We start from the raw sequence: 26643 nt of genomic DNA, 5'->3' as shown, positions 1-26643 counted from the left end.
AACAAGGAAGTAATATGATGTCGGTCATGTCATATAAAAAAGAATTTATACAGTCAATGCCGCAAGGGATTGTTCCTCTTTTTTTTATTCAGATTGTTTCTACGTTAAGCTTCAGTGTTCTTTATTCAACGCTTGTTTTATACATGGAAGGGCGGTTAGGGCTTCAGGTCAGCACTGCTAACAGCGTCATGGGTGTTTTTATTGCTTTTAATTACGGGTTGCATTTGCTTGGTGGTTTTTGGGGCGGGCGTTTGCTCTCTAATCGCGCATTGTTTTGCGCGGGAATGGTGGCGCAAATTATAGGGTGTATCCTATTGTCATTTGGTAATATTTCATTTCTTTATTATGGATTGGCGGCTTTTTTAACGGGTTCTGGTTTGAACGTAACTTGTTTAAATTGCATGTTAACTCAACGTTTTTCTCCAGAAGATACCCGACGTGAGACAGCATTTCTCATGAATTATGCGGGTATGAACATTGGGTTTTTTGTTGGTTTTAGCTTAAGTGGATTATTTCAGCTGACTCAGAACTATGAACGACTTTTTCTTCTTAGCAGCTTGGGAAATTTGATTGCATTAATTATTTGTTTATATTGTTGGCAACAATTGTCAGATAAAGAAACGATTTTTTCTAGAAAAGATAAGATGTCCCAAAAAAAAGCTGTTCTTTTAGGTGTTCTTCTGATTGTGTTACTCCCATTCCTTTTAAGCCAAATGCTTCAGTATGCAGATTGGGCTAAAAAACTGGTATTAGTCACAGGCCTGGTAATGTTGGGTGTAATTTTGTATTTGGCAAGACAACAATCAATAAAAGAAGCAAGAGATAAAATAGTTGCTTTTGCTGTACTTATGATTGTAGGAACTGTCTTTTGGATGCTTTATCAAATAGCACCCATGGGTCTTACGGTCTTTATTGACCATAATGTACAGCGTGATTATGCAAACTGGATAATTCCACCACAATGGTTCCAAAATATTAATACAGTAGCTATTGTTATTGGAGGGCCATTATTAGGGATTTTGCTACATAAGATGCGCAAAAATGGGGTGCAAATTAATATCCCTACTCAATTTGCATTGGCATTGCTTTTTATTGGTATTGCTTTTGTAATATTACCCATTGGTATCGCTTACGCCAACTATGAAGGGTTGGTGAATCCCTGCTGGATTATTTTGAGTTATATTTTGCAGAGCATTGGTGAACTTTTAATATCCCCAATTGGTTATGCTATGATAGGATATTTAGCCCCTTCATCATTACAAGGTGTGATGATGGGAATGTGGATGTTAAATACGGGCGTGGGTGCGGCCTTGTCTAGCTACAGTTCAAACATGATGATTGAAGGGCAAGAGAGCGTTTCCCCTTTAGTAACTAATGATGGTTATAGCCATGTGTTTTTAATGTTAGGTTTATTTGCAATTGGTTCTTCAATTGTACTTTTTATCCTAGCTGCCAAGCTACGGGAGTTGATCCGGGAAAATAAACCAACTGAATTACAAGAAGCCAAAGAGATGGCTGCTAATCGAGTGGTTGTATGTGAGTAATTTTTTTGTACCTATTAATAAGGCAGAGGTAGAGTGGCATGGAAATCTGCCTTTCTCAAAACAATATGATGATATTTACCATTCTTCCGAAGGTGGGATTAATCAAGCACTTTATGTGTTTATTGATGGAAATAATTTAATCAATCGTTGGCAATCTTTTTTTCCTGATGAGCCGCAAAGATTTACCATAGCAGAAACTGGTTTTGGAATTGGCTTAAATTTCCTTGTAAGTTGGTGTTTGTGGGAACAACATGCTCCCAAGTCATGTCAATTACATTTTATTTCCTGTGAAAAACACCCTTTGTCTCTTGCTGACTTAACGAAAAGTCTTGCGTCTTGGCCACAATTAGAAAAGCAAGCCCAGCAACTTATAGCAAGTTATCCTGTGTTAACTCCAGGATATCATCATCTTTCATTTTGTGATGGTAGAGTAGTTCTGACGCTAATGTTAGGAGATGCACTGGAATGCTATGAGCAGCTATTAATTTGTGGTGAGTACTCGCTTGAAAGTCAACTCAGAACAGCTTTTGTTGACGCATGGTTTCTTGATGGTTTTGCTCCAGCCAAAAATCAAAATATGTGGTCTGATGCTTTGATGAAAGTGATTGCTATGTTATCTAAAGAAGAAACCACCCTAGCTACTTATACAGCTGCCGGTACTGTTAAAACAAGTTTAAGTCAGCATGGATTCGTTGTTAAAAAACGAAAGGGGTTTGGTCCAAAACGACATATGGTTTGCGCTCGTTTTAAGCAAATATCAGCACAAAATGCCGCAAAACGTCATACTCCTTGGCATGTAGGGAAACCAGAAAAGCATTCCAGTAAAACAGCTGTAATTATAGGCGCGGGCTTAGCAGGTTGTTTTACAGCACATGCTCTTAATAAGCGAGGGTGGAAAGTAACGATTATTGATGAATTAAGTCAAGTAGGGAGTGGCGGATCAGCAAATCAGCAAGCGGTTTTATTTCCTAAGCTATCTGCATACAGCTCTCCTTTAACTCAATTTATGTTATCTGCATTTTTATATGCTGCGCGCACTTATCAATACATCTTAAAACAAGCGAAAATTGGTGAATTGAGTGGTTCTTTATTACTTTCTTACTCTGACAAGGAAAAGGCTGCTCAATCCAGCTTATGCTCTTGGTTGACTCATTATCCAGAGTTAGGAACTCTTGTAGACGTAGAACAAGCTTCGCAATTGGCAGGATTTTCGTTAGATAAGCCAGGCCTGTATATTCCTCTATCAGGATGGATTAACTCTCCAGAATTATGTCAATTTTTAATCAATATGGAAGGCATTTCCTTATTGACTCATACTGCAGTAAACCAATTGATTTTTGATAAGCGATGGTTCGTGAATGATTTGGAAACTGATGTGCTTATTTTAGCTAATGGTCATAAAATCAATTCGTTTAAAGAAACAAAACATTTACCAGTTAAACCCATTCGGGGACAAATGACAGCAATTTTATCAACAAAACAAAGTGCAGGTTTAAAATTACCTTTATGCGGCCAGGGGCATGTGCTTCCTGCAATACAGGGTATTCATCAGTTAGGTGCTACTTATGAGTTAAAATCAGCAGAATCTCTAATAAAGTCTCAGGACGATTGGAATAATTTGGCTAAGCTTAAACAGTTAGCCCCAGAGGTTTTATGGTCTGATAAGGTATGCAACCATTGGGCAGGAGTTAGAGCATCAACCCCTGATTATCTTCCTTTAGTTGGCAAAATCGCAGAAGCGGAGCAATTCGTGAATCACTTTGCTCTATTGGAAACGAATGCAAAACGTTGGATAGCGCAAGCCGGGCCCTATTATCCTGGACTTTATGCCTGTGCCGGATTTGGTTCTCGAGGCCTGACAACAATTCCCTTGTGTGCAGAATGGCTCGCCTCGGTAATCAATAATGAAATAAGCTGTTTGCCCAGAAATTTGCATTATGCTTTATCCCCCGCGCGTTTTTTACGTAAAAATATAATTCGGAGTGGTATTAAAATCGATTGAGATGAGATTCTCATTAGAGCATAATATTAAACCTGTAGTTTGGGCGAAGCAAAATATTTGAATCCACACAGGAAATCCAAGGTTCTGCTTCTCTGCACTCAGGCTACGTTAGTTTATATCATATTAGATCAAGGAGTGACAGCTAATGGCAAGTTCCATGGGCAAAGCCTTCAAACAGACAGTCAAAGAAAATAAACCATTACCCGTGTTGGGTACGATAAATGCTTATTCTGCTATGCTCGCACAGTTTTCTGGAGCTAAAGCTATATATCTTTCAGGTGCGGGTGTTGCGAATGCCTCTTATGGTATACCCGATCTTGGCATGACTAATCTATCACAAGTTCTTGAGGATGCACGCCGAATAACCGAAGCTTGTTCTTTACCGCTTCTTGTTGATGTGGATACAGGATGGGGAAATGCGTTTAATATCGCTAGAACCGTAAAACTTATGGAAAAAACAGGTGTGGCAGCCATTCATATTGAAGATCAGGTACTGGCAAAACGATGTGGACATAGACCCAATAAAGCTATTGTGTCTTTGAAAGAAATGGGCGACCGAATTAAATCAGCAGTTGATGCACGCCAGGATCCTGATTTTGTGATTATGGCAAGAACGGATGCCTATGCTGTTGAAGGAATGAATGCAGCTATAGAAAGAACATTGCTCTGCGTCGAATTAGGGGCTGATATGATATTTCCTGAAGCGATGACTCGTCTGGAGGAGTATCAAACCTTTACCCAGGCAATTCCTGTGCCTGTATTAGCGAATATTACTGAGTTTGGTAAAACCCCTTTATTTAATCGAGAAGAACTGAAACAAGTTGGTGTATCGTTAATTTTGTATCCATTGAGTGCATTTAGAGCGATGTCCCAATCGGCATTAAATACTTATAGAGCTATTCTTCAAGATGGAACGCAACAGCCCATGATTGATAAAATGCAAACTCGAGAAGAGCTTTATGAAGTACTTGGTTATTATCAATATGAACAAAAACTAGACCAATTGATGGAGGAAGACAATGAGTGTTAAAAGCGGCGGTTTAGCCGGTGTTGTTGCTGGTCAATCAGCAATTTGTACAGTTGGGCTAGCGGGTAAAGGATTGAATTACAGAGGCTACTCAATTGATGATTTAGCAGCATATGCCACATTTGAAGAAGTAGCTTATTTATTACTTTATGGACGATTGCCTACTCAAAAAGAATTGGATGAATATACAAAAAAACTAGCTAGTCTTAGAACATTACCTGATGCTTTAAAGACCGTACTTAAACTGATTCCCAAAAACACACATCCGATGGATGTTTTGAGAACTGGCTGTTCATTTTTGGGAACAATTGAACCAGAAGATAGTTTTTCACAACAATATCACATTGCAGATAGATTATTAGCTATATTGCCAGGGATAATGTGCTACTGGTATGCATGGCATTTTCATAATAAAGAAATTTCTGGTTTAAGTGACGAACAAACGACAGGGGCACATTTTCTTGCATTATTACATGGGCGTCATCCAAGTAAACTAGAAGCTCAAATGATGAATGCATCATTGATTTTATATGCTGAGCATGAATTTAATGCTTCAACTTTTGCTGCACGGGTTACTGCTGCAACATTGGCTGATTTTTATTCTGCGATCACAAGTGCTATTGGTACTTTAAGAGGTCCTTTGCATGGAGGGGCTAATGAGGCGGCAATGGAGCTTATAGGACGTTTTGATAGTCCTGATCAAGCTGAAACTGAATTAAGGAAGATGTTGCTGAATAAAGTACTTATTATGGGATTCGGACATAGGGTCTATACGACCTGTGATCCACGTTCTGATATCATCAAAAAATGGTCATTTCGCTTGGGTGAGGAGAAGGGGGATCTTCTTTTATATCATATTTCAGAACGCATTGAAGAAGTCATGTGGAGTGAAAAAAAGTTATTTCCTAATCTAGATTTTTATAGTGCTTCGGCATACCACTATTGCGGCATTCCTACATTTTTGTTCACGCCGGTTTTTGTTATGTCGCGTATTACAGGATGGTCAGCACATGTGTTTGAGCAAAGAGAGAATAACAAGTTGATAAGACCCACTTCTGAATATACTGGGCCTGAACTCCAAAAATTCCCTGCTATTGAGACAAGAGGGTAATTGCTCAATCTATGACATTAATAGGATGAATGAAATAGGACAAGGACGACATTATCGCCAGTAAGTTAAGGAACCATATCTACGTCCCGCGGCTTGTTCGCGGGATCCAGGACATTGAGAATAAGACTGAAATGTCTGGTTATTAATGCGATTTGCGAACAAGCCGCGAAACGTAGGGCAGTGAGATGAACTGTCAATACACTCTAATGAACATAAGAGGTTATTATGCATAGCTATGTAGAAGATAACATTAAGCCTGATTTCGATCAGGTTATGATTGATATTGCGGATTTTGTACTAAACAAGAAAATTGATAGCGCTTTAGCTTATGAGACAGCACGGTTATGTCTTATGGATACGTTGGGTTGTGGTATTTTGGCGTTAAATTTTGCTGAATGCACCAAACTCTTAGGTCCAGTTGTTCCTGGCGCTACCCTGGCTGGTGGAGCACGAGTTCCAGGCACAGCATATGAATTAGATCCGGTGCAGGCAGCTTTCAATATAGGTGCTATGATACGTTGGTTGGATTTCAATGATACCTGGCTTGCGGCAGAGTGGGGTCATCCTTCGGACAATTTAGGTGCTATCCTTGCTGTAGCGGATTATATGTCCCGACAAAATTATGCTACGGGTAATGCGCCAATTTTGATGCAGGATGTGCTTACCGCTATGATTAAAGCACATGAAATTCAAGGTTGCCTCGCTTTGGAAAACAGCTTTAACCGAGTCGGGCTGGATCATGTTTTTTTGGTGAAGGTTGCCAGTGCGGCTGTTGCAGCTCAGCTTTTTGGCGCTGATAAAGACATGATCTTAAGAACTTTGTCTCAAGTTTTTGTAGATGGTCAAAGTCTGAGGACATATAGGCATGCACCTAATGCAGGATCAAGAAAATCATGGGCTGCAGGAGATGCTACTTCAAGAGCAGTTCGCTTAGCATTAATTGCTAAAGCAGGAGAAATGGGTTATCCCAGCGCATTAAGTGCACCAACCTGGGGTTTCTATGATGTTCTTTTTGATAAAAAAATATTTAAATTTCAGCGCCCTTATGGCAGCTATGTGATGGAAAACGTTTTGTTTAAGTTATCTTATCCTGCCGAGTTTCATGCGCAAACCGCGGTTGAATCTGCTGTAATGTTACATCCTATTGTGAAACACAGATTTGATGATATAGCGCGAATTGATTTAGTGACTCATGAGTCAGCAATTCGAATTATTAGTAAGCAAGGTGCTCTGCACAATCCTGCCGATCGAGATCACTGTTTACAGTATATGGTTGCTATAGGCTTATTATTTGGAGATTTAAAAGCCGAACATTATGAAGATGATGTTGCAGCAGATCCTAGAATAGATATACTGCGCGAAAAAATGCATGTTACTGAAAATGAACGTTTTTCTCGTGATTATCTTGATCCAGAAAAGCGTTCAATTGCAAACAGCATCAAAATAATCTTTAAAGACGGTACTGAAAGTGATTTGATTACTGTAGAGTATCCAATTGGTCACAAACGCCGACGTGAAGAAGGCATACCTGTTTTATTGTCCAAATTTAAAAAGAACATAAGCACCCAGCTTCCTGCAGAGCGTGTTGAACGAATCGTGCAGGCAATGAGTGATACGAATACCCTTGCAGCAATGAAAGTGGATGATTTTATGCAACTGTGGGTTGTATCGTAGTTCTCCGGTCTGAGTAAACGTACGGAATACTGGATTATTAATATCCGGGTTCCACTACGTTATGTTGAATTGTTTGCTTATCCTTGTTAAATGTATATAATTTAATCAAGTGTGGAATAAGTAGCTCGGGAGAAGCAATGAAATTAAAACAAGCATGTCTCTCTGTGTTATGTACCCTGTTGCTTGATAGCTCTTTGTCTGTAGCGCAAGCCAGCTCTGCCGCTAATGAAAAAGTTGTTTCTGTATATTTGCTTATTGATAACCCCGAGCAACTTCAGCAGTATGTTAACGATTTACTTAAACTCAAAAAGCCTAATTTTAATCGTGTTATTTTTTCATTTGTTAGACCTTCATTGATCGATTATCAGACTGGTAATCTTGCTACTACGGGGATACTTGGTTATTTTACGGATCATGATGGCAAAGGTGCTCACGCTTTTAATCAATTAAGAGCAGCAATCAAATTATCTGAAGAGAAAAATATTCAAACATTCCTCTCCGTAGGCGGCTGGAATTACAGTTGTAATTTTGCGGTAGCGCAAGGAGCTTGTGGGCCCGCATCTTCAGGAATAAATCAAGTTTTCTACGATTGGTTTCCTGATCCAACTGACCCTGAACAAGCATCCAAAGCAAAAACTTCCTATGCGAATCTAATCAAGTTAGCGAATGATTTAGGAGTGGATGGCATCGATTTTGACTATGAAGAGTTTTGGCATGCTGATCAATATGCAGTTTCTTGGGGACCTAGTTCAAGTGGTGAATGGTCAACAGATCTTGCACAAAGTATATTGAATGCAGGTGGGCCAACATATGATAATCTCATGAAGTATGGGATAAATTCTGGATCTTCTTATGTTATGCCTAAAACAATTGATAAAGTAGATGCAATTTTGCATGCAATAATGGATGACCCTGGGGCAAAATATCTTAAATTTGCTACTGCAGCACCTCCTGTTGGTGCTCGTCCAATTACAGGCTTTGTATATGGAGATAAATATCCTGATATATATACCAAGGGTGGTCTTTGGTGGAAAGGAAATTTGAAAGGGTTATGGTATAACCTTGCGAATAAAGATGAAGCAATAGTTTCACGCTTTGACAGCTTGGGATTGATGACCTATGATTTGTGCGGAGATAATCCAGCTGAATGCGCTCCTTATGCTAATGGACCTTTGGATTTACCTGGTCAGGTCAAAGCGTATATGGAAGATTATACCAATTGGCTGAAAGCAGAAGTCGTTAGCAAACCCAGTTTAACAATTGATGGCACTGGAAAAGTGACTTTTTTACCAGCCAAATATCATATTAATTCAAAAATACAATTTGGTTTTGAAGTAAATCAACCCGCCTTTCCTAAAAATATTAGTGGCCAACTTCAACTGACAAATAAATTGGTTAATGAAATTCTTAATCAGCAAAAAGACAGTGACGGAGTTATTATTTGGCAAATGTATTCTAAGCAAAATGCCGCTGTACCGGATGCTGCCACTGTAAAATATACTATTCGTCAAAGCTGCAAAACTTTTTTAGCTAATGATGTGCGATATGATTGTGATGCGGATTTTCCTAGTCTAGCAAACTAGTTTATTTTAATGGGAATTGCATTAACCTAGTAGAGCACTGTAGTTATGTTTCCTGGGATTTTCTGGGCTGTACCCAGGCTACATTAGGCTTCTTTCCAAACGCTTCTCAATGGAAAATTGCTTCGTCGATACGGAAAATTTACCTTATATTTTACGGTGTAAACCTGACGCGGCCAGTATTTTGGTTGATATTTCCTCAATAGAATATTTTGTTGAATTAATATAAGAAATTTTTTCCTTTTGGTACATGGCTTCGACTTCATTTACTTCCAAACGACATTGTTCCGCTGAAGCATATTTACTATGGGGTCTACGTTCTGCCCGAATTTGTTGTAACCGTTGTGGGTCAATGGTTAACCCGAACAGTTTATTTTTATAGGGCTTTAGTACTTCAGGTAATTTAAAGCCAATAATTTCTTCTTCAGTAAAAGGATAATTAGCAGCTAAAATTCCATATTGAAGCGCCATATATAAGCAGCTTGGAGTTTTTCCACAACGTGAAACCCCAATAAGAATGATATCTGCTTTGTCGTAGCCTCGCGTTTTCACTCCATCATCATGTGATAATGCAAAATCTATTGCTTCAAGTCGGTGCAAATAAAGTTTGCTATTAACTACTCCGTGAGTCCTTCCGACTGTGTAAGAAGATTTTTCGTTAAGTTCTTCTTCCATGGGGCCAATAAAAGTACTAAATAAGTCAAATACACGAGCATTCGCTTTTTTAAAGTAATTTCTGATTTCTGGATCGATCAATGTCATAAATACTAGTGGTCTGATTCCATGTTCCTCAAAGGCTTGGTTAATTTGTTGAAGAGCATGTTCTGCTTTTTTTAAAGAATCAATATAGGGAATCGTGAGTCGCTCAAATTTTGTATTTTCAAATTGAGTAATTAAACTATGGCCTAGAGTTTCAGCAGTAATCCCTGTACCATCAGAGATCATAAATACATAACGTTTCATGAGTTACCTTATAAGAAAAATAATCTATATTCTATTTTAAAATGAATTAGTTAATATCACCAGTAAGTGTACTTATTTAAATCCATCTGCTATCTTAAATTAAAGAAAAGGATATTTTAGGGTTAATATGGAACAAGATCGATTCGGTAGTAATAGCAAGCTCTATATTTTAGGAATGATTTGCTTGGTTCTCTGCCTGGGCTTGCTTTTCTTTAGTTTATATATTTTGCCTTATCTTGCCTGGGGATTGATCTATAATGTTCCTGATATGGTTTTGACCATGTTAAGTTCATTGCAGGATGATTATAACTACACCGTGGGAGCAAGCAAGCTTATAGTTTGGTTAATATTTTTTGTACCCTGCGTGATTACTGGATTGATTTCTTATTTTGTATCCAATTATATTGATAACAATCTTTATAAATCAGAATTGAATATAGAGGAGGGGTCAGAAAATCCTCCTGGTAAACAAATTGGTAAAGAAATAAAAGAGTCCGCTGGTTTCGGGTTAAAGATTCTTGGTTTAATGATCCTCATTGTAATCGTGATTTTTTTATTACATTATCTTATCCAATCAACATAATAATGAGTGGCAGGAGAGTTTATGGCCTATTTAAAACGTTGGCAAATTAGAAGAATTATTAAGAAAATAAAAGCCATGCAAGCAAATCGGGTAAATAATCAACCCGGGGATGAAATGCTCAAAAAAGAAATTGCCTATTATTTTGAATTGGCATCCATTTACAGTAAATTGAAAGGAAATAAAAAGTTCCCCTACGCACAGCTAATGTACATGGAGTGTTATAGAGCAGCAGCAATGCTCGATGACGCGGAAGCGAATTATCAATTAGGGCAAATGATTCTTGAGGAGGCTAAGTTCAGGCAGAATTTAGAAAAAGAAGGTGTTTTTAAAAGTGAACCTAATTTGAAAAAATGCAATCAGCTTTTTGAAGAAGCACATGCTTATTTATTAGCTGCAATAGCATTAAACCATATTGCTGCAAAACGATTAAGAGGACTTAGCTTTATTAATGGTTGGGGATTAGAGGCAGATAAAAAAACTGGTTTTGAGTTAATTGTTGCAAGTATTGAGGAAGAAGGTGCATGGGATAGAGTACCCCAAATTTTTGCATCAATGGGACTGAATAAACCTGAATTTTTTTCACAAATTATGCAACGTAGAAAATCATCATAAAACCTAATTGCCTGGATGTACGGAGAACAGACGTCCAGGCGAAATTGATATTCAATGCTTTTATATTAGAATGTTTTGGTTAAATTCATTATCTCGTGGGAAAACTGTTGCTCCTGAATCAGAAGAAGCATCATGTGGTATTAAAATGGCTTTTAATGTAGAATTGTTAATCTATTTTTCTTGATTATGAACAAAAAAATTCATTTATTTATCGTTTGATGTATGCCATATCAATATAAGAAAAAAGCTCAACGCCCCATAACGCCTAATGAAAAATTATATATTGCTGGCGATGCAATGAATCATTCCTTTACACTGCAGTTGGTTCTTGAAATGGATGCAGAAGTGGATGTATCTTCCCTTAATCAAGCTGTTATTCAAACGAACTCTTCCAATCAATATATTCATTTGCGAGCAAAGTTAAGATATATCAATCCGATTTGGTATAGCTCCTCAAAAACTTCAATAAATCCTGAACCTGTTCGAGTTTTAGAGATAGAATGGGATGGTCACGATATTCAATCTGCCTCATTTTTCCATGGACATCAATTTAATCCTGGGCATTCTGCCTCACAAATTACTTATGTAAAGGGAACGCGCCATTTTTTGGTATTTCGTGCTTTTCATGGGGTAATGGATGGTATGGGCTTATATCATTGGGCGAGCGATGTTTTCCGTGCCTGGAGAAAGCAGCCTTTAATTGGCACGGATCTAACGATGACCGATTATGAATTCCTTCGGAAAAAAAGAAAAATTAAATATCGTCCAAATTTTCCATTGGATTGTATTGCACCAACAGGAAATACTGGTTTGGCTCATACTCATTATTTATGGCATAAAATAACGCTTTCCGGAAGAATCAATGCCATAACCGCCAAGATTTGCCACATACTGTTAGCTGCCAGCGCTGATCGAGGTGCTAAAAAGGCTCGCTTTATGATTCCGGTAGATTTACGTCATCATGTTTCTTCTGGGAACACCACAGCTAATTTTGCAAATCCGATTTTTATTGAGGCGAAAAAAGGGGCGGGTTGGCCAGGCATTTATAGTGATGTAGTAAAGCAACTTAGTAACCAAAATGAACTGCAGGTTGGGAAGTATGACACTTGTTTTCGTTATTTGTCTTTGTCTTTGTTAAAAGGCCTGCTTAACGCTCTGATTTATTATCAAAACAAAAAAAATCGATACATGATGTCTGGAGTCATATCGAAATTATCGATTAATTTATCCAATTTCAATTCAGAACAGGGGAGCAAAGCCGTTGATGGTTATTTTTTGCCAATTAATGTTCCTATTGCGCCTATTGTGTTTATTGTGACAGAACATAACAATGCAACAACAATTTGTTTTTCTGTATCAAACGCACATGCAACACATGAAGAATGTACTCATTTAGCTGTTCAATTGAAAAAGATGATTGATGAACCTCAATTACCTTTAAAGAGTAACTTACCTTATTGCGATACATTATGGTCCGTATATAACAATACAGGTGTTGACTATCCTCAAAAGCAAACTATCTTCACAAAGATATGGAAGAAAACAATAGAGTATTCACATCAACATGCTCTAATTTCAAAAACAAAGGTTTTAACTTATAAGCAATTAAATCATCGTGTTTTGGAAATCGCCAATTATTTCTCCGATTTAGGCGTACGATGTGGGGATAAAGTCGCTATTTATTTATCAAGAAATGAAGATATGGTTTGCTCCATACTGGCATGTTGGTATTTGGGTGCTGCGTATATTCCTATTGATGTAAAAGCACCAGTCACTTGGGTTTTAGCTTTATTAAAAGATGCTCAACCCGCTTTAGTTATTGATGAGCAGGATCAACTATTGAGGCAAAATTATTCCGGATTATGTGCCCACATTCCTTTAAAAATTATGAGTACAACTATGCCAAAGCGAAACGAAAATTCGCTAACTCAGTTGGCTTATATTATCTATACTTCTGGTTCTACAGGGACACCTAAAGGGGTAATGATTAACCATGGTCAATTGCTGAATTATTTATCTTGGGCAGTTAAGGTATACCGAAATAATAATCAACCTTATCATACAGCGTTGTTTACAAGCATCGCCTTTGATTTAACAGCGACAACATTATATTTACCCTTACTTTCGGGCGGCAGCATGATGCTTATTCCTGAGTCAATTAACTCTCTGAAACTAAAGGCGATACTAACAAATCAAACGATCAATTTTTTAAAGCTCACACCGTCGCACTTGAGAATGATAAGCAGTTTACCCATGTGTTCACAGCATAAAGTAACTTTAGTTGTTGGAGGCGAAGACTTGTCTTGTTGTTTGGCTCAATCAGTTACTGAAAAACTACCTAATGCACGAATATTTAATGAATATGGCCCTACAGAAACCACAGTGGGCTGTATGATCCATCAGTATGATGCTCAAAATGATCTTCAAGGCAGTGTGCCTATTGGTGTTCCCGCAGCAAATACACGTATTTATTGCTTAGATAGTACCCTTAAACCAGTCAGGATTGAAGAGGAAGGGGAAATTTATATTGCTGGGCGCAACGTAGGGATGGGTTATTTGAATCATTTAGAATTAACAAATAAACGGTTTATAAATGATCCTTTTTCCCCTGGACAACGTATGTTTCAAAGTGGGGATTTAGCGAAGCATCGAGAAGATGGTTTGTTGATTTATTTAGGAAGAAAAGATCAGCAAATAAAAATTCACGGCCATCGTATTGAACTACCTGAAATTGAAAATGCTTTATTAGCAATTGATAGTATTTCACAAGCGGTGGTAACGCCCATAAAATTAAATCACACCTTAGGAGAAGAAAATAACGAGTTAATTGCATATGTAGTATCGAATTCAAAAGAGCAGGAAGTTGATTTGCGGAAAAAATTATCTACAACACTTCCATATTATATGATACCAAAATATTTTATTTTTTTGACTGAATTGCCTTTAACTGTCAATGGAAAAGTAGATTGTAAAAATTTACCAAAACCTGCTTCCATATTGATTGCTCCACAGACAAATACACATGAGAATTTATTAACCCAAATTCGTCAGTTATTTGCAAACGTCTTATCCTTACCCCTTGAAGTTATTGATAATCATGTTATTTTTGGCGATTTAGGTGGGGATTCCATGCAAATGGCTTATATGATTAATGAAATGCTAACAAAAATGATTGCTCCTGAGCATCATGTTGCTTTTGCCAACAGATTGGAGCAATTGCTCATTTGCCCAACGCCCCATAATTTTTATGAGTATCTGTCAAAAATTATTTAAGAGTGCAGTAGATTTCTTATGGATTCATGGATTGAGTGATTGAAGAGTACGTTAATTGATTTTTAAGGAAATGATGGAAATGAACATTTTAGTTACCGGAGGCAGAGCCCCTGCTACCATGGATATTATGCGTAGTCTCATTAATCAGGGATACGAAGTTTATAGCGCTGAGAGTATGCTTTATCCGCTTGCACGATTTGTCAAAGGAGTAAGCAAACATTTTGTTATTCCTAAACCGAATCAAGATTTAACTGCATTTTTAAAAGCAATTAAAGAAATAGTGATTCAATATAAAATTGATCTACTTATTCCAACATGTGAAGAAATTTTTTATATAAGCCAGGGCTATGAGGAGTTGTCTAAGCATACCAAGTTGTTATGTGAGCCTTTTGAGCGTTTGAGCCAATTACATAATAAATATACGTTTAATCAGCTTGTCAATGAATATAATTTGACTGCGCCTCAAAGTTGGTTAATGAACACCGATAAGGACAAGCAAATTCTTCCTAATGAAGCGCTTGTTTTAAAACCTGTTTTTTCCCGTTTTGGTTCACGTACATTGATTAAACCTTCGAAAAAAATCATTTCAGAGCTCGCTATTAATGAACCTTATATTGCGCAACACTATATCCAGGGAAAAGAATATAGTGCTTATGCTATTGTCCATAAAGGCGAGGTACTGATTCAATCGTGTTATTACTCTAAATATCAAGCGGGTCGTTCAACTGGAATTTATTTTGAGCCTGTGGAAATTAAACCTATCACTGAATTTATTAAGACTTTTTGCAAATGTTTCCAATTCAGCGGTCAAATTGCTTTTGATTTTATTTTGGTGAATGATAAAGCATATGTATTAGAGTGTAATCCAAGGGTAACCAGCGGCTTCCACTTACTTACAGATAAAATTGATTGGTATACTATTTTGAGTGGGCAAAGGCAATATGATATACCCAATATGAAATATATGCAGCCTTACATGCTGGGGCAAGGAATGATGCTTCATTGTTTGAAATACATACCAAAAAAACCACGTCAATTTATTAAAGACTATCAAAGAGCACATGATGTATTGAGGCATAAAGCTTATCCTTGGCTTAGATTAAAAAGTATACTGATGATGCTTAATGTGCTTTGTAGAGCGATCAGAGTGAAGAAGGGGTTTTATCCTGCTTCGACCTATGACATTGATTTTAATGGAGTTGAAAATCTATTTAAATAAGTTTTACTTCGAATCATATCTTTTTCTATAATTCAGCAAGGCAAATTGAGGTGACAAAGCTGTAAACTGGGGGAAGGTTAAAAATCTATATTCTGATTTTTTATTTGCCTATACTTTAATATAGTCAACCTTTAAGGAAATCAAAAATGAAAAAAATACTATTAAGTAGTATTGGATTCTTATTTGCTGCACAAACTCTAGCACTTAGCACACCCATAGTGAATTCAGATGAAAATAAATCCTTGTTGCCATCCCCTTTACCTGTTTATATTTTAGGAGATAAGGGGGTCATTAATCATCCTTATCCTGGTGCAGAGCGCGCCCTTTTACCAACAGATAACAGCTACACTATGGCCCCTGGATGCTATATCGCATGTTATTCGCATAATAATCAAGGTATTTATTCTATTGCTGATGATATTTACGTAATGGGGCAAATTCGTGTTCAGGGTGAATATGTAGCACGAATTTGCCAGCCTGAAGGCTATAAGGGAATGGACATCAGCAAAGCAGAAAAATTTAAATCTCTCTGCTCTGTGAAATTTAAAGAATGCAAAAATAATACGTGTTGGGCAGGAGGTGATACTGGAGGTTGGTTTGGTATTCAGTAGTGTGTTCTTAATTTGTGATGAATTCTTAAATATAAGCTACATAGAAATTGGTTTCTGAGTCCCGCAGCACTGTAATGCTGATGGCCTGATGCTGCCACGGAATCCAGAGGGTCGAGTATTAGAGTTTTTTTACGCTAAATTTTACCAAGCAATTTTTTTATGAAAGGAGTAGTAAATCGATGAAAATAGCAGTATGTAGCGATACACTCTATCCCGTTAATGATTATGTTGTGAAGGAGCTAGAGCGGTTAGGACATGAAGTTGTTCCATTTGGTTCAATTAAATCACGACAAAATGAGTCGTGGATTCAAACAGCTCAAATTGCCGCTGAGGCAATTCGTCAAGGTGAATGTGACGAAGGCATTTTCTTTTGTTGGACTGGAACGGGCATTTCAATTGTAGCGAATAAAATACCTGGTATAAGAGCAGCTTTATGCACGGATGCTCAAACAGCAAAAGGTGCAAGAATATGGAATCGAGCTAATGTTTTGGCTTTATCCAATCGGTTGTTAACTCAGGATTTAGCAAAAGAAATTTTAGATTCCTGGTTTAATACTAAGGCCGATGAAGAAGATGAGCAGATTATTAAGGAAATTGAAGCAATCGAGCAAAAGAATCGCTAATAACTCTCTTTAGAAATAGCTCGAATGAAAAGTTTTTAAGGTGTTTGTCATGACATCTATAGATTTATTAAAACTTGTATAATTAACAACTTTCTGGCTAAATGAAAAGTAACACCTGATCATGGGGTCTTTCCATGTTAAAACGTGATATTTCAACGACTAACATTCTAATCGTTTCTGCAGGGGGAATGATTGGATCGGGATGGTTGTTTAGCCCGTTTATTAGTGCGCAAATGGCGGGTAGCAATTCATTGATTTCTTGGGTTATTGCTGCTGTTTTTATGATTTTTATTGCCCTGCCTCTATGTGAGTTAGGTACAATGTTTCCAATTTCTGGAGGCATGTCTAATTATCCAACTTTTACCCATGGAAAAGAGGTTGGTTTTTTATTCGCGTGGACATCGTGGTTGTCTTATGTTGTTATGACTCCAATAGAAATACAAGCAATTCTGCAGTATTCAAATCATTTTTTTCCAATACTAGTCGTCAAAGATTCAACAACATTCACTCTTTCAGGATATGGTTATGTTGCAGCAATGGGTATTATGTTCTTTGTCGTCATATTGAATTCTTATGGAATTAAATTGCTTGTTGAATGTAATAAATATGCAAGCATCATTAAATTTATATTACCAAGTATTGCGATTGTTTCATTGCTTCAAGTCGCACCGACCCTGGATAATGTCAAAATCAGTTTGTCAGATAAAGAAAGTTGGGTAAATATTTTTACAGCACTTTCTGCTGGGGGTATCGCTTTTGCTTTTACTGGATTTCAAAATGGTTTGATGCTGGCAGGAGAAGTAAAAAATCCACAACGAAATATTCCTATTGCTATTTTAGGTGCTGTGCTGATTGGATTTGTTTTGTATTTCATGTTGGAATTGAGTTTTCTCGCAGCAATGCCTCAGAAATATTTAACTCACGGTTGGCATACCCTAAGTTATCCAGGAGATAGTGGACCTTTAGTGGGCTTAACTTTGCTTTTAGGATTAGGTGTTGTAGCAACTTTACTGATGATTGATGCTGCTTTTTCTCCTTTTGGGACAACGTTGGTTTATACAGCTGCAACTTCCAGAATTTTATATGGAATGGCATTAAATGATCATTTACCCAAAATATTTTTAAAAGTAAATCGTCACAAAATTCCTTATGTAACTCTTTATGCCAATTTATTGGTTGGAATGTTCTCTTTCTTTCCATTCCCTGGATGGCAGAAGTTAGTCGCTTTTCTTTCTTCTGCAAGTATTCTTTCTTACAGTATTGGGCCTATATGTCTTTTAGCGATGCGGAAACTACAACCATTAACCCCAAGACCTTTTAGACTTTCTGGAGCGGTGATTTGTTCGCATATCGCATTTTACTTTTGTAATTTAATGCTGTATTGGTGTGGGTTTTCAATTATATGGAAGCTGGATATTGCTTTACTCATTGGTATTCTAATTTATTGTGTTTATCATCATAAAAGCTCCTGGGATAATAGCGGACTTTTATACTGGTTTTTATTTTATATGGTTACCATACTTATTGTTTCCTATTTAGGTGCTTTTGGTGGAATAGGAATTTTAAAGTTTCCCTTTGATCTCTTAAGTTTGTTGCCCTTGAGTATTTTTATTCTCTATTCGTCCCAAAGATTACTGAGTCCAATGCAACACGAGCATGTTACCTCTATATTAGAAGAACCAACTGAAATTTTGGAGAATGAAATCCTTACATAAAAGTTTTTTAATGAGTATTGTAAATTCGTGTGACGGATCAAAATACTTTAATTAAGGGTTGCACTTAGGCTCCGAATGGGTAAAGCTATATTTTATGGATCTTATTAGGGTAAATGTCGTGCGCCATTCTAATTATTTATGTTTCTTTGCCGTTTTTTTCTTAAGTCAAATAGGAAACTCTCAAACGCTTTCAGAGAAAATAGATGCGCTTATTGCACAGAAATTGCCTCATGCAACCGTTGGTATTCTTATTAAAGAAGCAGAGACGGGGAGGGTGGTCTACAGTAGAAATGCAGATAAATTACTTTCTCCAGCTAGTGGCATAAAGCTATTTACTGCAGCAGCAGCGCTGTATCAATTAAAACCAGACTATCGTTTTATAACAACACTTTCTAAAAAAGGCCAAGACTATTATATTCATTTTACAGGGTCACCGTCTTTTACTGTAGATAATTTAACTTCTTTAGTGCTCAATTTGAAAAAAAACAATTCAAACACAATAAATGGAAATGTGATAATTGATAGTTCGCAATATCAGGATCCATATTATCCAAGTGGTACATCGTATGATGATTTAGGCTGGTATTATGCTGCTCCAGATACAGCAGCAATATTAAATGAAAACAAAGTGGCCTATGAATTGATAAGTGCAAAAGAATTAGAAAAACCTGTAGTGATCAAACTAAAAAAAAACCAGCCCAAAGTACTGACACTTGTGAATGAAGTGGTTACAGTGAGTAAAGAAGAGGAAAAAAATCATTGTAGCCTAAATCTTGAAGTTAAATCCAACAATATCATTCGCTTATATGGCTGTAAGACTCAGGAGGAAAATCCAAAATTAATAGAACTTGCTATCCCCGATCCTATATTATTTGTAAAACAAATGATCCGAAAAACTTTTGATAAAAACAGAATTGCTTTGAAAGGAAAAATCGTTACAGGAGTATCGCCAGCCGATACTCAACTTGTTGCCAGTTTTCAATCAAAAACACTCAGTAAATTAATTACACATATGCTCCAGCAATCTGATAATCTTTATGCAAACAGCCTTACTAAAAAATTAGGCTACTGTTTAACTGGAAAAGGAACTCATAAAGAAGGGGCTTATGCTATTAAAAAAATATTATCTGAGCATACGAATCTGGATCTGTCGCAAATGGAGATCGTTGATGGTGAGGGAACACGCTATAATTTAATGACTCCAGAGCAAATAGTGATTTTGCTTAATGATCTTTATCATGATAAAGATATAAAAAATATTTTCTTAAAGGCATTGCCGCAAGCAGGTGTTTCAGGAACTTTAAAGGATAGAATGAAGAAAACCATGCTCGAGAAAAATGTTTATGCCAAAACAGGGTCAATGCATGATATCTCTTCATTATCTGGTTTTATTATAAATCCGCATGACAAGACTTTCATTTTTTCCATTATTATCAATGGGGTGAATAAACCTTTGGTAAAAGCAAAGTCACTTGAGGAAAAAATATTATTGGCTTTAGATGAATACAGTTTAGAGGGAGGGGCTACTTAATACCTCAATATTCGGTACCTTTAATTAACTAATAAAATAAGTGTTTTAATCATATCCTTTTCTTGATTATACTAAATCTATAGTCAAGGAAAAAAATATTGATTATAAAACATATTTAAAGCTTTGCGGAATAATTTGTTTTCTTACAGACTTTTTTAATTTATTCATCAGGTATTTCAATGCTCGTTATCAGTTAAGTTACCCTTAGATATCTTTATGAAGCCAACTACAGCTTGTTGCTTTATTTGGGCAGGTTTGTCATTGATTTTTTTAAATAACTTGAGTTCTAAACAGGAATCGTTCGATATAAAATTTTTTATATCGAACTCAAATTAATTAATTGTTATTGCTAAAAAAATCTGGATAATCACCTATTATTTTGACGAGCGGAAGCAATGAATACTGAAAAATTATTTTCTTATGGGACGTTATGTTATGAGGCAGTGCAACTGAGTAATTTTGGACGCAAATTACATGGAACAGCAGATAGCCTTCCAGGATTTGGTATGTCTAAAATAAAGATCAAAGATGTTAATGTTATTACTACGAGTGGTGAAGAGGAGCATCCCATTATTACTTATACTGGGAAATTTACAGACAGCATAGAAGGCATGGTATTTGATGTGAGTAGTGAAGAGTTAACAAGAGCAGATTCTTACGAGGTTGAGGACTATAAACGGGTCAAAGTGAAGTTGGCTTCAGGTATATTTGCCTGGGTATACGTTCATGTTGAGAGTGTAGAATAACACTTCGAGAAATAGATTCCCGTTGTATGGGAACGGGATTAAGTAATCTTCATTAAGCCTCAACTAAAGGCTTAATGATCAACTTTTAATGAGCTGCACGATGTTCATCTTTAACCCATCTTATCAAAAATGCTCCGATTATTTGGTATAAAGGTAAAACAGCTAAACCAATATGATAACTAAATAGTGAAAAACCGTGAGAAACATCTACATTACTAAAAGTATCAAGAAGTTTCCCTATTGCAGGCTCCGTAATTGCATCCAGGAAGGCGTCACTTGCATTGATTAAGGAAGTTACTGTACCTGCCAGGTATAATGGATTTGATTCTTTCCCAATTACAAATACTATTGGAAATGCTCCCAAACTAAAACCAAAGAGAAAAAGTAATACACCCAATAACCAAATTGGCATAGAGAGTGCATAAATGACCAAACTAATGGAAAAAGCAGAAACTAAAGTGCTATAAAACATAAATGTACAGCGATTTTGTACCCGATTAATAAATAAAGCAAATACAGGGCATGCAATCGCTAATCCTACAAACACTAAAGAAATAAGAGATGGGGCAACTAATTTATCTAAATGATAGGCTTTTTGTAAAAAAGGATTTCCCCATAAACCACAAAAAATAACTATAGGGGAAAATGCTAAGCCACTATATCCCGTTAACAACCAGTTTTGTTTGTTTTTTACAATTAATAAAATATCTTGCCATAAATGCGGGTTTTTAGGCACATGACTTGTTGTGGATTCTGGGGACTCAATGGTGAAAGAAGGTTTATCTTTCACAATAAAAAAGAATAAAAAGGCCAATATGATACCCATCCAGCCTACATATACTAAACTGGTTCTCCATCCTACCTGACTAATCAGCCATGCAAGCGGCATTTGTCCAAAAATTGCTCCTACCATTGCAGCGGTAACAAGTAGTGATGTCAGCAAAGCATAATATTTTTTTGGAAACCATACTGCTGCTAATTTGAAATAGGCAATGGAAGCAAAAGAAACGCCAACCCCAGTCATTGCACGCCCCCAAATAGCGGTATTTAATTCCTGAGCCTGGGAAAAAATATAAATTCCAAAGGCACAGCAAAAAATTGCCCCTGTTGTAACCCATCGTGTGCCATAATGATCGAGAACGATTCCTACAAATAAAGGTACGATAAGATAAGTCCAGAAATAAACTCCGGATAAAACGCCAAGACCTAATCCCTGTAGATGAAATGTATCCATCAATTGATGAGGCATTACACTTGGAAAATTTTGGAGGATGTATTTATAAAATAAAAATGCAGCGCATAAACTAATGATAAAAAGAGCGCGGTAGGTTATTGTTTTTTGTTGCTGCGATGCATCTGCATCAAGTGTGTTTCCCATAGTGAATTTCCTCAATATTGTTAAATCGTATCACTTGATTATTCAGCCCTCTCCCTAGAGAAGCTGAACAATCAAAAACGCGACTCTAGGGCGAGGAGAGAAACACCACGACCACCACTACAACTGAAACGATAGAAACAATAGCACGCACCAACCCAGCAGAGCTGCTTAAAAAGATTGGATGCAGTGAGTTATTGTTCATATATATTGCAGAGTGAGAAATTAATCGTTAATTATCCTGATGATACCAATTAGTATTAATTCATGTCAAATAAATTATCAAAAAAGAAGTGAGTAACAACCTAAAAAGTAAAAATGTATTGGTTGATTGAAAGAAAAACATGATAGAGGTGTAGAATAAGTTTAGAATAGGTATCCGAGACATAAACGCCTCGGATTAATCTGAGCATGTTGGATTCAATGGTATTGTTTCGAGTATTACTTTTTGTATTTTAATTTTGAATCTTCTTCTGGTACGGGAATATCAGGCATTAGCATTCTGAATTTGTTGAACCAATTATATCTTCTCCCTGGATCCATAATTTCACCAGGTCTGACCTCATTGATTAGTTTTTCTAATGCGTCTTTTCTATCCGGTGGAACTACTGCCTCAAGCTCATGACGTGCTTCGAGAATATCTTGTGGACGTGGGGCAGGCGCATGCGATGGTACTAAACGCTCTAACATGAGTGAGTAACTGCTTTTGGGTTGCGGTTTTGGCGTCATGCTAAAAGGCGTTTTTTCTGGTAGAAGTTGCAATTTAGTTGTCTGAACTTTATCTATGCGGTTCATCAACTCTTGTGCACGGCTTTGGCAAGATTGAGTTCGCTCTCTAAGTGATTCTAGCTCATGTTTCATTTGATCATTGCAGAAAAAATTAGCAGTACAAATGTTGGGCTTTGACTCTTCATAGTTTAGTTTTGCTTGTAACCAATCTTGTTCGCTTAATTGGCGTTCAGGAGATATATCTTCTGAAAAATAAGCATACGAATCACCATATCGTCGATAACGAGATAGATGATTTGGATCAATAATAAATTGTGCTTGACTGAAATCGTAAACTCGCTCCAACTGAGGATTAAGAAGAATTTTTTCGTTTCTCAAAATTTGCAACGCTTGAGAGAGTCCGCGTTCTTGCAATCTCAAACCTTCTACTTCACATACACGGTAGGGTGATTCATCTATATGTTCTGGTTCATTTAATCGAACTCTGACTCGATCAATTAATTGCTGGAACAATTGCTCGGAGGTCTGAGGAGGCTGTTGGAGTTGAGTTTGATGAAAGGAAAGTCGCTCTTCCAACATGCGAATTTTTCTATCAATACGTGATTTAGTCAGCTGTAGTTGTGTGGTATCGCTTGAAGTAGGAGGAATTGGCGTTGCTTGCTGTGCGCGAAGAGTGGCAAGTTGGGTTGTCAAGCTTGCTATTTGCTGACTTGTATGGGCAACATATTGAGTCATTGGCTGATTATTAAATAGAGGTACTTGCAGATAGGCATTAAGCTGATCCAGATCGTCAGTGAGATAAGCATGACTTTCTTCCATTAGTAAGACTTCTTCTTCAAGTGTTTCTAACTCTTCTTCTACTTCAAATAAGTCTTTTTCTAGTTTTCTTAGTTCTGCATCAAGCTTTTGAAGCTTATTGGCACGCATGTTGGCATCAACCATATGCGATGTAATGGAGTTACTTCCTCTTTTCCCTTCGGATTTTGCTTCTTTAAGTCTTTGATCAATTTGTAGTTGCGTTTGCTCGCTCACATGTTCTGCTTGTGCTTTATTCTTTACAATTAACGACATAAGAAGAAAAAGTAAACGTTGCTGCCGGAGCAGTTCTTCTGAATTTTTCTCCCTAATAAGTTGAATTTGTGCCTCTTCTTTCATGATTTCTTGAACGATCATATTTATGGTTTCGTTACCTCCGGCTGTTTTAAGAAAGTCAATCACCTGTGCGGCATCTTTTAATCCAAAACGAGCAAGAAATTGTGCTGCTAAAGAGGGGTTTGTTTCGTTTGTAGGGAGCCTATTGCCTTTTTCTATGTTTGCAAACCATTGTTCAAGCTGGCTTGAAGTCAAAGTCATTGGGGCAGATTGAGTCGGTGAGGATGTAGTGGGCACGAGGAACTCCAGTATATAAGTCTGTTCAAATTATAAACTTTTTCGAGCTTAAAGTAAAGCACTTGCTTTAGTAATAATTAGAGAAATCAAGATGTTAATTTATTGGGTTGATATATGATTAGCGAAAGCTGGTTGCATTTTCCAGGGATTTTTCTATAACCCTATGAAAAAGAAGTTTCTTCCATAAAATAGATAAAAACGTAATCAACACCAAACATACAATGATTAATGAATCATAATGAAGCAGTGATCCATATTTTATTGAAGCAGGGGGGGTAAAACTTACTGTAAGTGAAATAATGATGCCAATGAAACCCATAATAGAAAATAAAATAATGTGCCTATAAAAATGCTTTTTTTCTTTCCAGGCTAATCGTATTGCCCCTGCAAACATGAGTCCATACATAAATAAATACATTTGCGTGGCCAGCGTAATCATGAACCAATAGGAGGTATTAATACTGGGTAATAACAAAAAAAGAGTACTAATAAAGGATACACCACATGCCTGCATAATCAAGAATTTAGCAGAGGATTGACTTGTTGAGTTAAGTAGTTCATTGCTCGCAAATAAAAGACCTTTAAGAGGAGCAATAAGCCAGTTATTCGCGCAACCAATACACCCGAGAACGATTAAGAAATTGACAACCAAACTCAGTTTTGCAAATTGGATTTGGGTAAAAAAAACTTGGAATAACTCAGGTATGCCACTAATAAAATTCAATTGTTGAGGGGAAAGCAATAACGCTAAAGTTAATGAGCCAAAAAGCATTGTAACAAAAATAATAATCACCGAGATTGCAATGGCTTTAGGTAAAGCATCGGGTTTGCAATCTTGAGCATGAACACAAGCAATTTCAATACCGCAAAAAGAAAGAATGATTGCAGTTAGAGAAGCCCATGAATCTTGATGAGAAGGTGTGATAAGCTTTAGGGATTGAGGATGGTAAATAATCCAAATAAGTCCTATAACCAAAATTAAAAGGAATGGAAGTAAAAGTCCAACTATGGAGCAAAAAACCGTTAATCGATTGGATAAATGAAGTCCTTTTATGTTAATCCAAGTTAAGCACCAAATAAGAAGATTGATCATAATAAAAAGAAGCATTTTATTTTCAATAAGATTAGGGTTAATACAATACAAAAAAGCCCCTGCTATAAAGCTGAAAAATGTAGGATAAATAAGAATGTTTTGCATCCATTGGAACCAAATGGCGATAAAGCCCGCTTTTTTGCCCAGACTACTTTTTACCCACCCATAAACTCCTTCATGGGACTTAGAGGAAAACCATCCTGAAATAACGGCACTGGGTAATAAAAAGAAAAAAAATGCTAGAGCAAAATACCAAAAAATCTCTGTTCCAACTAGTGCTGCAGCAGGCAAATTACGAATGCTGTCTACAGAGCCGACAGTCATTAGGGTCAAACTAAAAATAGTTAGCTTTTTATTCATTAGAATCTCAATGATAAACAGCTTAAACCACCATCAATTTTACGAAACTCACTCACATCTACGAGGCTGACTTGAAAACCTGAACTCTGAACCATTTTTATGGATCGAGGAAAGCCTTGAGGCATAATGATGCTGTTATTAACTCTAATGCAATTGGCTGCATAGGCTTCACTTTCCTCAACAATTAATTGCTCGTATGAGTTAAAAGCAGAATGATCCACTAATTCACCATTGACCAGCAAGCAACCATTGCCCAGATAGGAAACTCCTGTTTTTAGATGCAGAAATTTTTTAAGTTCTACGAATGTACTTTTATAGCCATACTGAGTCAGCAAGGCAGACAATTGGCTCGCTCCTTCTCTGTTGGTACGCTGTGAAATACCTATATAAAAATGATCTTCTACTTGCATGACATCTCCTGCCTCCAATGTTCCAGGAGCTTCTATTTTATGGATTCGTCCTTTATAAAAGGTTTGGATATATGGTTCAATTAGATTAACCTCTCCTTGTCTTGATAGAGCCCCGGGACGTGTAAGCAGTGCGAATCGATTTGTAAGAAGTGCAGGGTCTTCAACAAAGCATGAATCAGGAAAAGTATCTGCTGCCGGTAAAACTGTTATTTCTAGGCCACAACGTTTGAGTGCATTAATGTAATTTTGATGCTGTTCCAGAGCTCTTAAATAGTCAGGTTGACCTAACTCCGTTGTAGAGGTTAATCCATTAATCAAATTGGGTGATGGTATTCGCACTATTGCTTGTTGAAACATAATAATTCCCTTTAATAAAAATAAATAGAGATCCACGCACGTGAATGGTCCCAAATCTTATGAGTCAAATCAAGAAATATGGCTGTTTCTTTGATGATATTTTGACTTGTATCTAT

General features: G+C 36.8%; 20 protein-coding genes. 15 read left to right on the top strand and 5 right to left on the bottom strand.

Features of this window, described 5'->3' with window-relative positions:
• Positions 1–17: 17 nt before the first annotated feature.
• The 6 genes from Ltuc_RS05970 (at position 18) to Ltuc_RS05945 (ending at position 8941) form a co-directional block, all read left to right on the top strand.
• On the top strand, positions 18–1544 hold the full coding sequence (locus Ltuc_RS05970) for a peptide MFS transporter (RefSeq protein ID WP_058520386.1): 1527 nt from the start codon (positions 18–20) through the stop codon (positions 1542–1544).
• Positions 1537–3546: a bifunctional tRNA (5-methylaminomethyl-2-thiouridine)(34)-methyltransferase MnmC2/FAD-dependent 5-carboxymethylaminomethyl-2-thiouridine(34) oxidoreductase MnmC1 gene (gene mnmC / locus Ltuc_RS05965; protein WP_058520385.1), complete on the top strand. Its 2010-nt coding sequence runs from the start codon at positions 1537–1539 to the stop codon at positions 3544–3546. Before Ltuc_RS05970 ends, mnmC begins: the two co-directional genes overlap by 8 nt.
• Positions 3547–3691: 145 nt before the next feature.
• Positions 3692–4576, top strand: a complete 885-nt coding sequence (gene prpB, locus Ltuc_RS05960) for a methylisocitrate lyase (protein WP_058520384.1) — start codon at positions 3692–3694, stop codon at positions 4574–4576.
• Positions 4566–5684 carry a bifunctional 2-methylcitrate synthase/citrate synthase gene (prpC, locus tag Ltuc_RS05955; RefSeq protein WP_058520383.1) on the top strand — a complete coding sequence of 373 codons (1119 nt, stop codon included), beginning with the start codon at positions 4566–4568 and terminating at the stop codon, positions 5682–5684. Before prpB ends, prpC begins: the two co-directional genes overlap by 11 nt.
• A 225-nt stretch (positions 5685–5909) precedes the next feature.
• Positions 5910–7358 carry a bifunctional 2-methylcitrate dehydratase/aconitate hydratase gene (locus tag Ltuc_RS05950; protein WP_058520382.1) on the top strand — a complete coding sequence of 483 codons (1449 nt, stop codon included), beginning with the start codon at positions 5910–5912 and terminating at the stop codon, positions 7356–7358.
• 137 nt (positions 7359–7495) lie between these two features.
• Entirely contained in the window at positions 7496–8941 is a 1446-nt protein-coding gene (locus Ltuc_RS05945) for a glycoside hydrolase family 18 protein (protein WP_058520381.1), read from the top strand.
• 144 nt (positions 8942–9085) lie between these two features.
• Here Ltuc_RS05945 and ppsR read toward each other — a convergent pair whose 3' ends face one another.
• Positions 9086–9901 carry a posphoenolpyruvate synthetase regulatory kinase/phosphorylase PpsR gene (gene ppsR, locus Ltuc_RS05940; protein ID WP_058520380.1) on the bottom strand — a complete coding sequence of 272 codons (816 nt, stop codon included), beginning with the start codon at positions 9899–9901 and terminating at the stop codon, positions 9086–9088.
• A gap of 127 nt (positions 9902–10028) precedes the next feature.
• Here ppsR and Ltuc_RS05935 point away from each other — a divergent pair, with 127 nt between their 5' ends.
• From Ltuc_RS05935 to Ltuc_RS05895, 9 genes are all read left to right on the top strand, one after another.
• Positions 10029–10484, top strand: coding sequence for a hypothetical protein (locus Ltuc_RS05935; protein WP_058520379.1), 456 nt, complete (start codon positions 10029–10031; stop codon positions 10482–10484).
• 21 nt (positions 10485–10505) lie between these two features.
• Positions 10506–11096: an SEL1-like repeat protein gene (locus Ltuc_RS05930; protein WP_058520378.1), complete on the top strand. Its 591-nt coding sequence runs from the start codon at positions 10506–10508 to the stop codon at positions 11094–11096.
• A gap of 222 nt (positions 11097–11318) precedes the next feature.
• Positions 11319–14369: a non-ribosomal peptide synthetase gene (locus Ltuc_RS05925; RefSeq protein ID WP_058520377.1), complete on the top strand. Its 3051-nt coding sequence runs from the start codon at positions 11319–11321 to the stop codon at positions 14367–14369.
• A gap of 79 nt (positions 14370–14448) precedes the next feature.
• Entirely contained in the window at positions 14449–15588 is a 1140-nt protein-coding gene (locus Ltuc_RS05920) for an ATP-grasp domain-containing protein (RefSeq protein WP_058520376.1), read from the top strand.
• Positions 15589–15734: 146 nt separating this feature from the next.
• Positions 15735–16199, top strand: coding sequence for a hypothetical protein (locus Ltuc_RS05915; protein WP_058520375.1), 465 nt, complete (start codon positions 15735–15737; stop codon positions 16197–16199).
• 179 nt (positions 16200–16378) lie between these two features.
• Positions 16379–16822: an RpiB/LacA/LacB family sugar-phosphate isomerase gene (locus Ltuc_RS05910; protein ID WP_058520374.1), complete on the top strand. Its 444-nt coding sequence runs from the start codon at positions 16379–16381 to the stop codon at positions 16820–16822.
• Positions 16823–16956: 134 nt separating this feature from the next.
• Positions 16957–18537 carry an APC family permease gene (locus Ltuc_RS05905; RefSeq protein WP_058520373.1) on the top strand — a complete coding sequence of 527 codons (1581 nt, stop codon included), beginning with the start codon at positions 16957–16959 and terminating at the stop codon, positions 18535–18537.
• Positions 18538–18655: 118 nt separating this feature from the next.
• Positions 18656–20068, top strand: a complete 1413-nt coding sequence (gene dacB / locus Ltuc_RS05900) for a D-alanyl-D-alanine carboxypeptidase/D-alanyl-D-alanine endopeptidase (RefSeq protein ID WP_058520372.1) — start codon at positions 18656–18658, stop codon at positions 20066–20068.
• Positions 20069–20463: 395 nt separating this feature from the next.
• Positions 20464–20814, top strand: a complete 351-nt coding sequence (locus tag Ltuc_RS05895) for a gamma-glutamylcyclotransferase family protein (RefSeq protein WP_058520371.1) — start codon at positions 20464–20466, stop codon at positions 20812–20814.
• A gap of 85 nt (positions 20815–20899) precedes the next feature.
• Here the strand turns inward: Ltuc_RS05895 and Ltuc_RS05890 are convergent, their stop codons facing one another.
• From Ltuc_RS05890 to Ltuc_RS05875, 4 genes are all read right to left on the bottom strand, one after another.
• Positions 20900–22192, bottom strand: coding sequence for an MFS transporter (locus tag Ltuc_RS05890; protein ID WP_058520370.1), 1293 nt, complete (start codon positions 22190–22192; stop codon positions 20900–20902).
• Positions 22193–22630: 438 nt separating this feature from the next.
• Positions 22631–24307 carry a hypothetical protein gene (locus Ltuc_RS05885; protein WP_058520369.1) on the bottom strand — a complete coding sequence of 559 codons (1677 nt, stop codon included), beginning with the start codon at positions 24305–24307 and terminating at the stop codon, positions 22631–22633.
• Between the two features lie 118 nt (positions 24308–24425).
• Positions 24426–25760 (bottom strand): APC family permease, encoded by a 1335-nt coding sequence (locus Ltuc_RS05880; RefSeq protein ID WP_058520368.1) that lies wholly within the window; start codon positions 25758–25760, stop codon positions 24426–24428.
• Positions 25760–26527, bottom strand: a complete 768-nt coding sequence (locus Ltuc_RS05875; RefSeq protein ID WP_058520367.1) for a dimethylarginine dimethylaminohydrolase family protein — start codon at positions 26525–26527, stop codon at positions 25760–25762. The genes Ltuc_RS05880 and Ltuc_RS05875 overlap by 1 nt, the downstream gene beginning before the upstream one ends.
• Positions 26528–26643: the final 116 nt, after the last annotated feature.

This window comes from Legionella tucsonensis (genome assembly GCF_001468035.1).
GTDB lineage: Bacteria > Pseudomonadota > Gammaproteobacteria > Legionellales > Legionellaceae > Legionella > Legionella tucsonensis.
The sequence above is the reverse complement of the archived record's forward strand: the minus strand, read 5'-3'. Positions and strand labels throughout refer to the sequence as shown.

Bases quoted from the DNA above. Each gene is read 5' to 3' on its own strand.
- Ltuc_RS05935 (WP_058520379.1), top strand. From the start codon at position 10,029: ATGGAACAAGATCGATTCGGTAGTAATAGCAAGCTCTATATTTTAGGA.
- Ltuc_RS05945 (WP_058520381.1), top strand. From the start codon at position 7,496: ATGAAATTAAAACAAGCATGTCTCTCTGTGTTATGTACCCTGTTGCTT.
- Ltuc_RS05895 (WP_058520371.1), top strand. From the start codon at position 20,464: ATGAATACTGAAAAATTATTTTCTTATGGGACGTTATGTTATGAGGCA.
- Ltuc_RS05890 (WP_058520370.1), bottom strand. From the start codon at position 22,192: ATGGGAAACACACTTGATGCAGATGCATCGCAGCAACAAAAAACAATA.
- Ltuc_RS05925 (WP_058520377.1), top strand. From the start codon at position 11,319: ATGCCATATCAATATAAGAAAAAAGCTCAACGCCCCATAACGCCTAAT.
- Ltuc_RS05915 (WP_058520375.1), top strand. From the start codon at position 15,735: ATGAAAAAAATACTATTAAGTAGTATTGGATTCTTATTTGCTGCACAA.
- Ltuc_RS05950 (WP_058520382.1), top strand. From the start codon at position 5,910: ATGCATAGCTATGTAGAAGATAACATTAAGCCTGATTTCGATCAGGTT.
- Ltuc_RS05905 (WP_058520373.1), top strand. From the start codon at position 16,957: ATGTTAAAACGTGATATTTCAACGACTAACATTCTAATCGTTTCTGCA.
- prpB (WP_058520384.1), top strand. From the start codon at position 3,692: ATGGCAAGTTCCATGGGCAAAGCCTTCAAACAGACAGTCAAAGAAAAT.
- Ltuc_RS05875 (WP_058520367.1), bottom strand. From the start codon at position 26,527: ATGTTTCAACAAGCAATAGTGCGAATACCATCACCCAATTTGATTAAT.
- Ltuc_RS05920 (WP_058520376.1), top strand. From the start codon at position 14,449: ATGAACATTTTAGTTACCGGAGGCAGAGCCCCTGCTACCATGGATATT.
- Ltuc_RS05880 (WP_058520368.1), bottom strand. From the start codon at position 25,760: ATGAATAAAAAGCTAACTATTTTTAGTTTGACCCTAATGACTGTCGGC.
- Ltuc_RS05910 (WP_058520374.1), top strand. From the start codon at position 16,379: ATGAAAATAGCAGTATGTAGCGATACACTCTATCCCGTTAATGATTAT.
- ppsR (WP_058520380.1), bottom strand. From the start codon at position 9,901: ATGAAACGTTATGTATTTATGATCTCTGATGGTACAGGGATTACTGCT.
- prpC (WP_058520383.1), top strand. From the start codon at position 4,566: ATGAGTGTTAAAAGCGGCGGTTTAGCCGGTGTTGTTGCTGGTCAATCA.
- Ltuc_RS05970 (WP_058520386.1), top strand. From the start codon at position 18: ATGTCGGTCATGTCATATAAAAAAGAATTTATACAGTCAATGCCGCAA.
- Ltuc_RS05930 (WP_058520378.1), top strand. From the start codon at position 10,506: ATGGCCTATTTAAAACGTTGGCAAATTAGAAGAATTATTAAGAAAATA.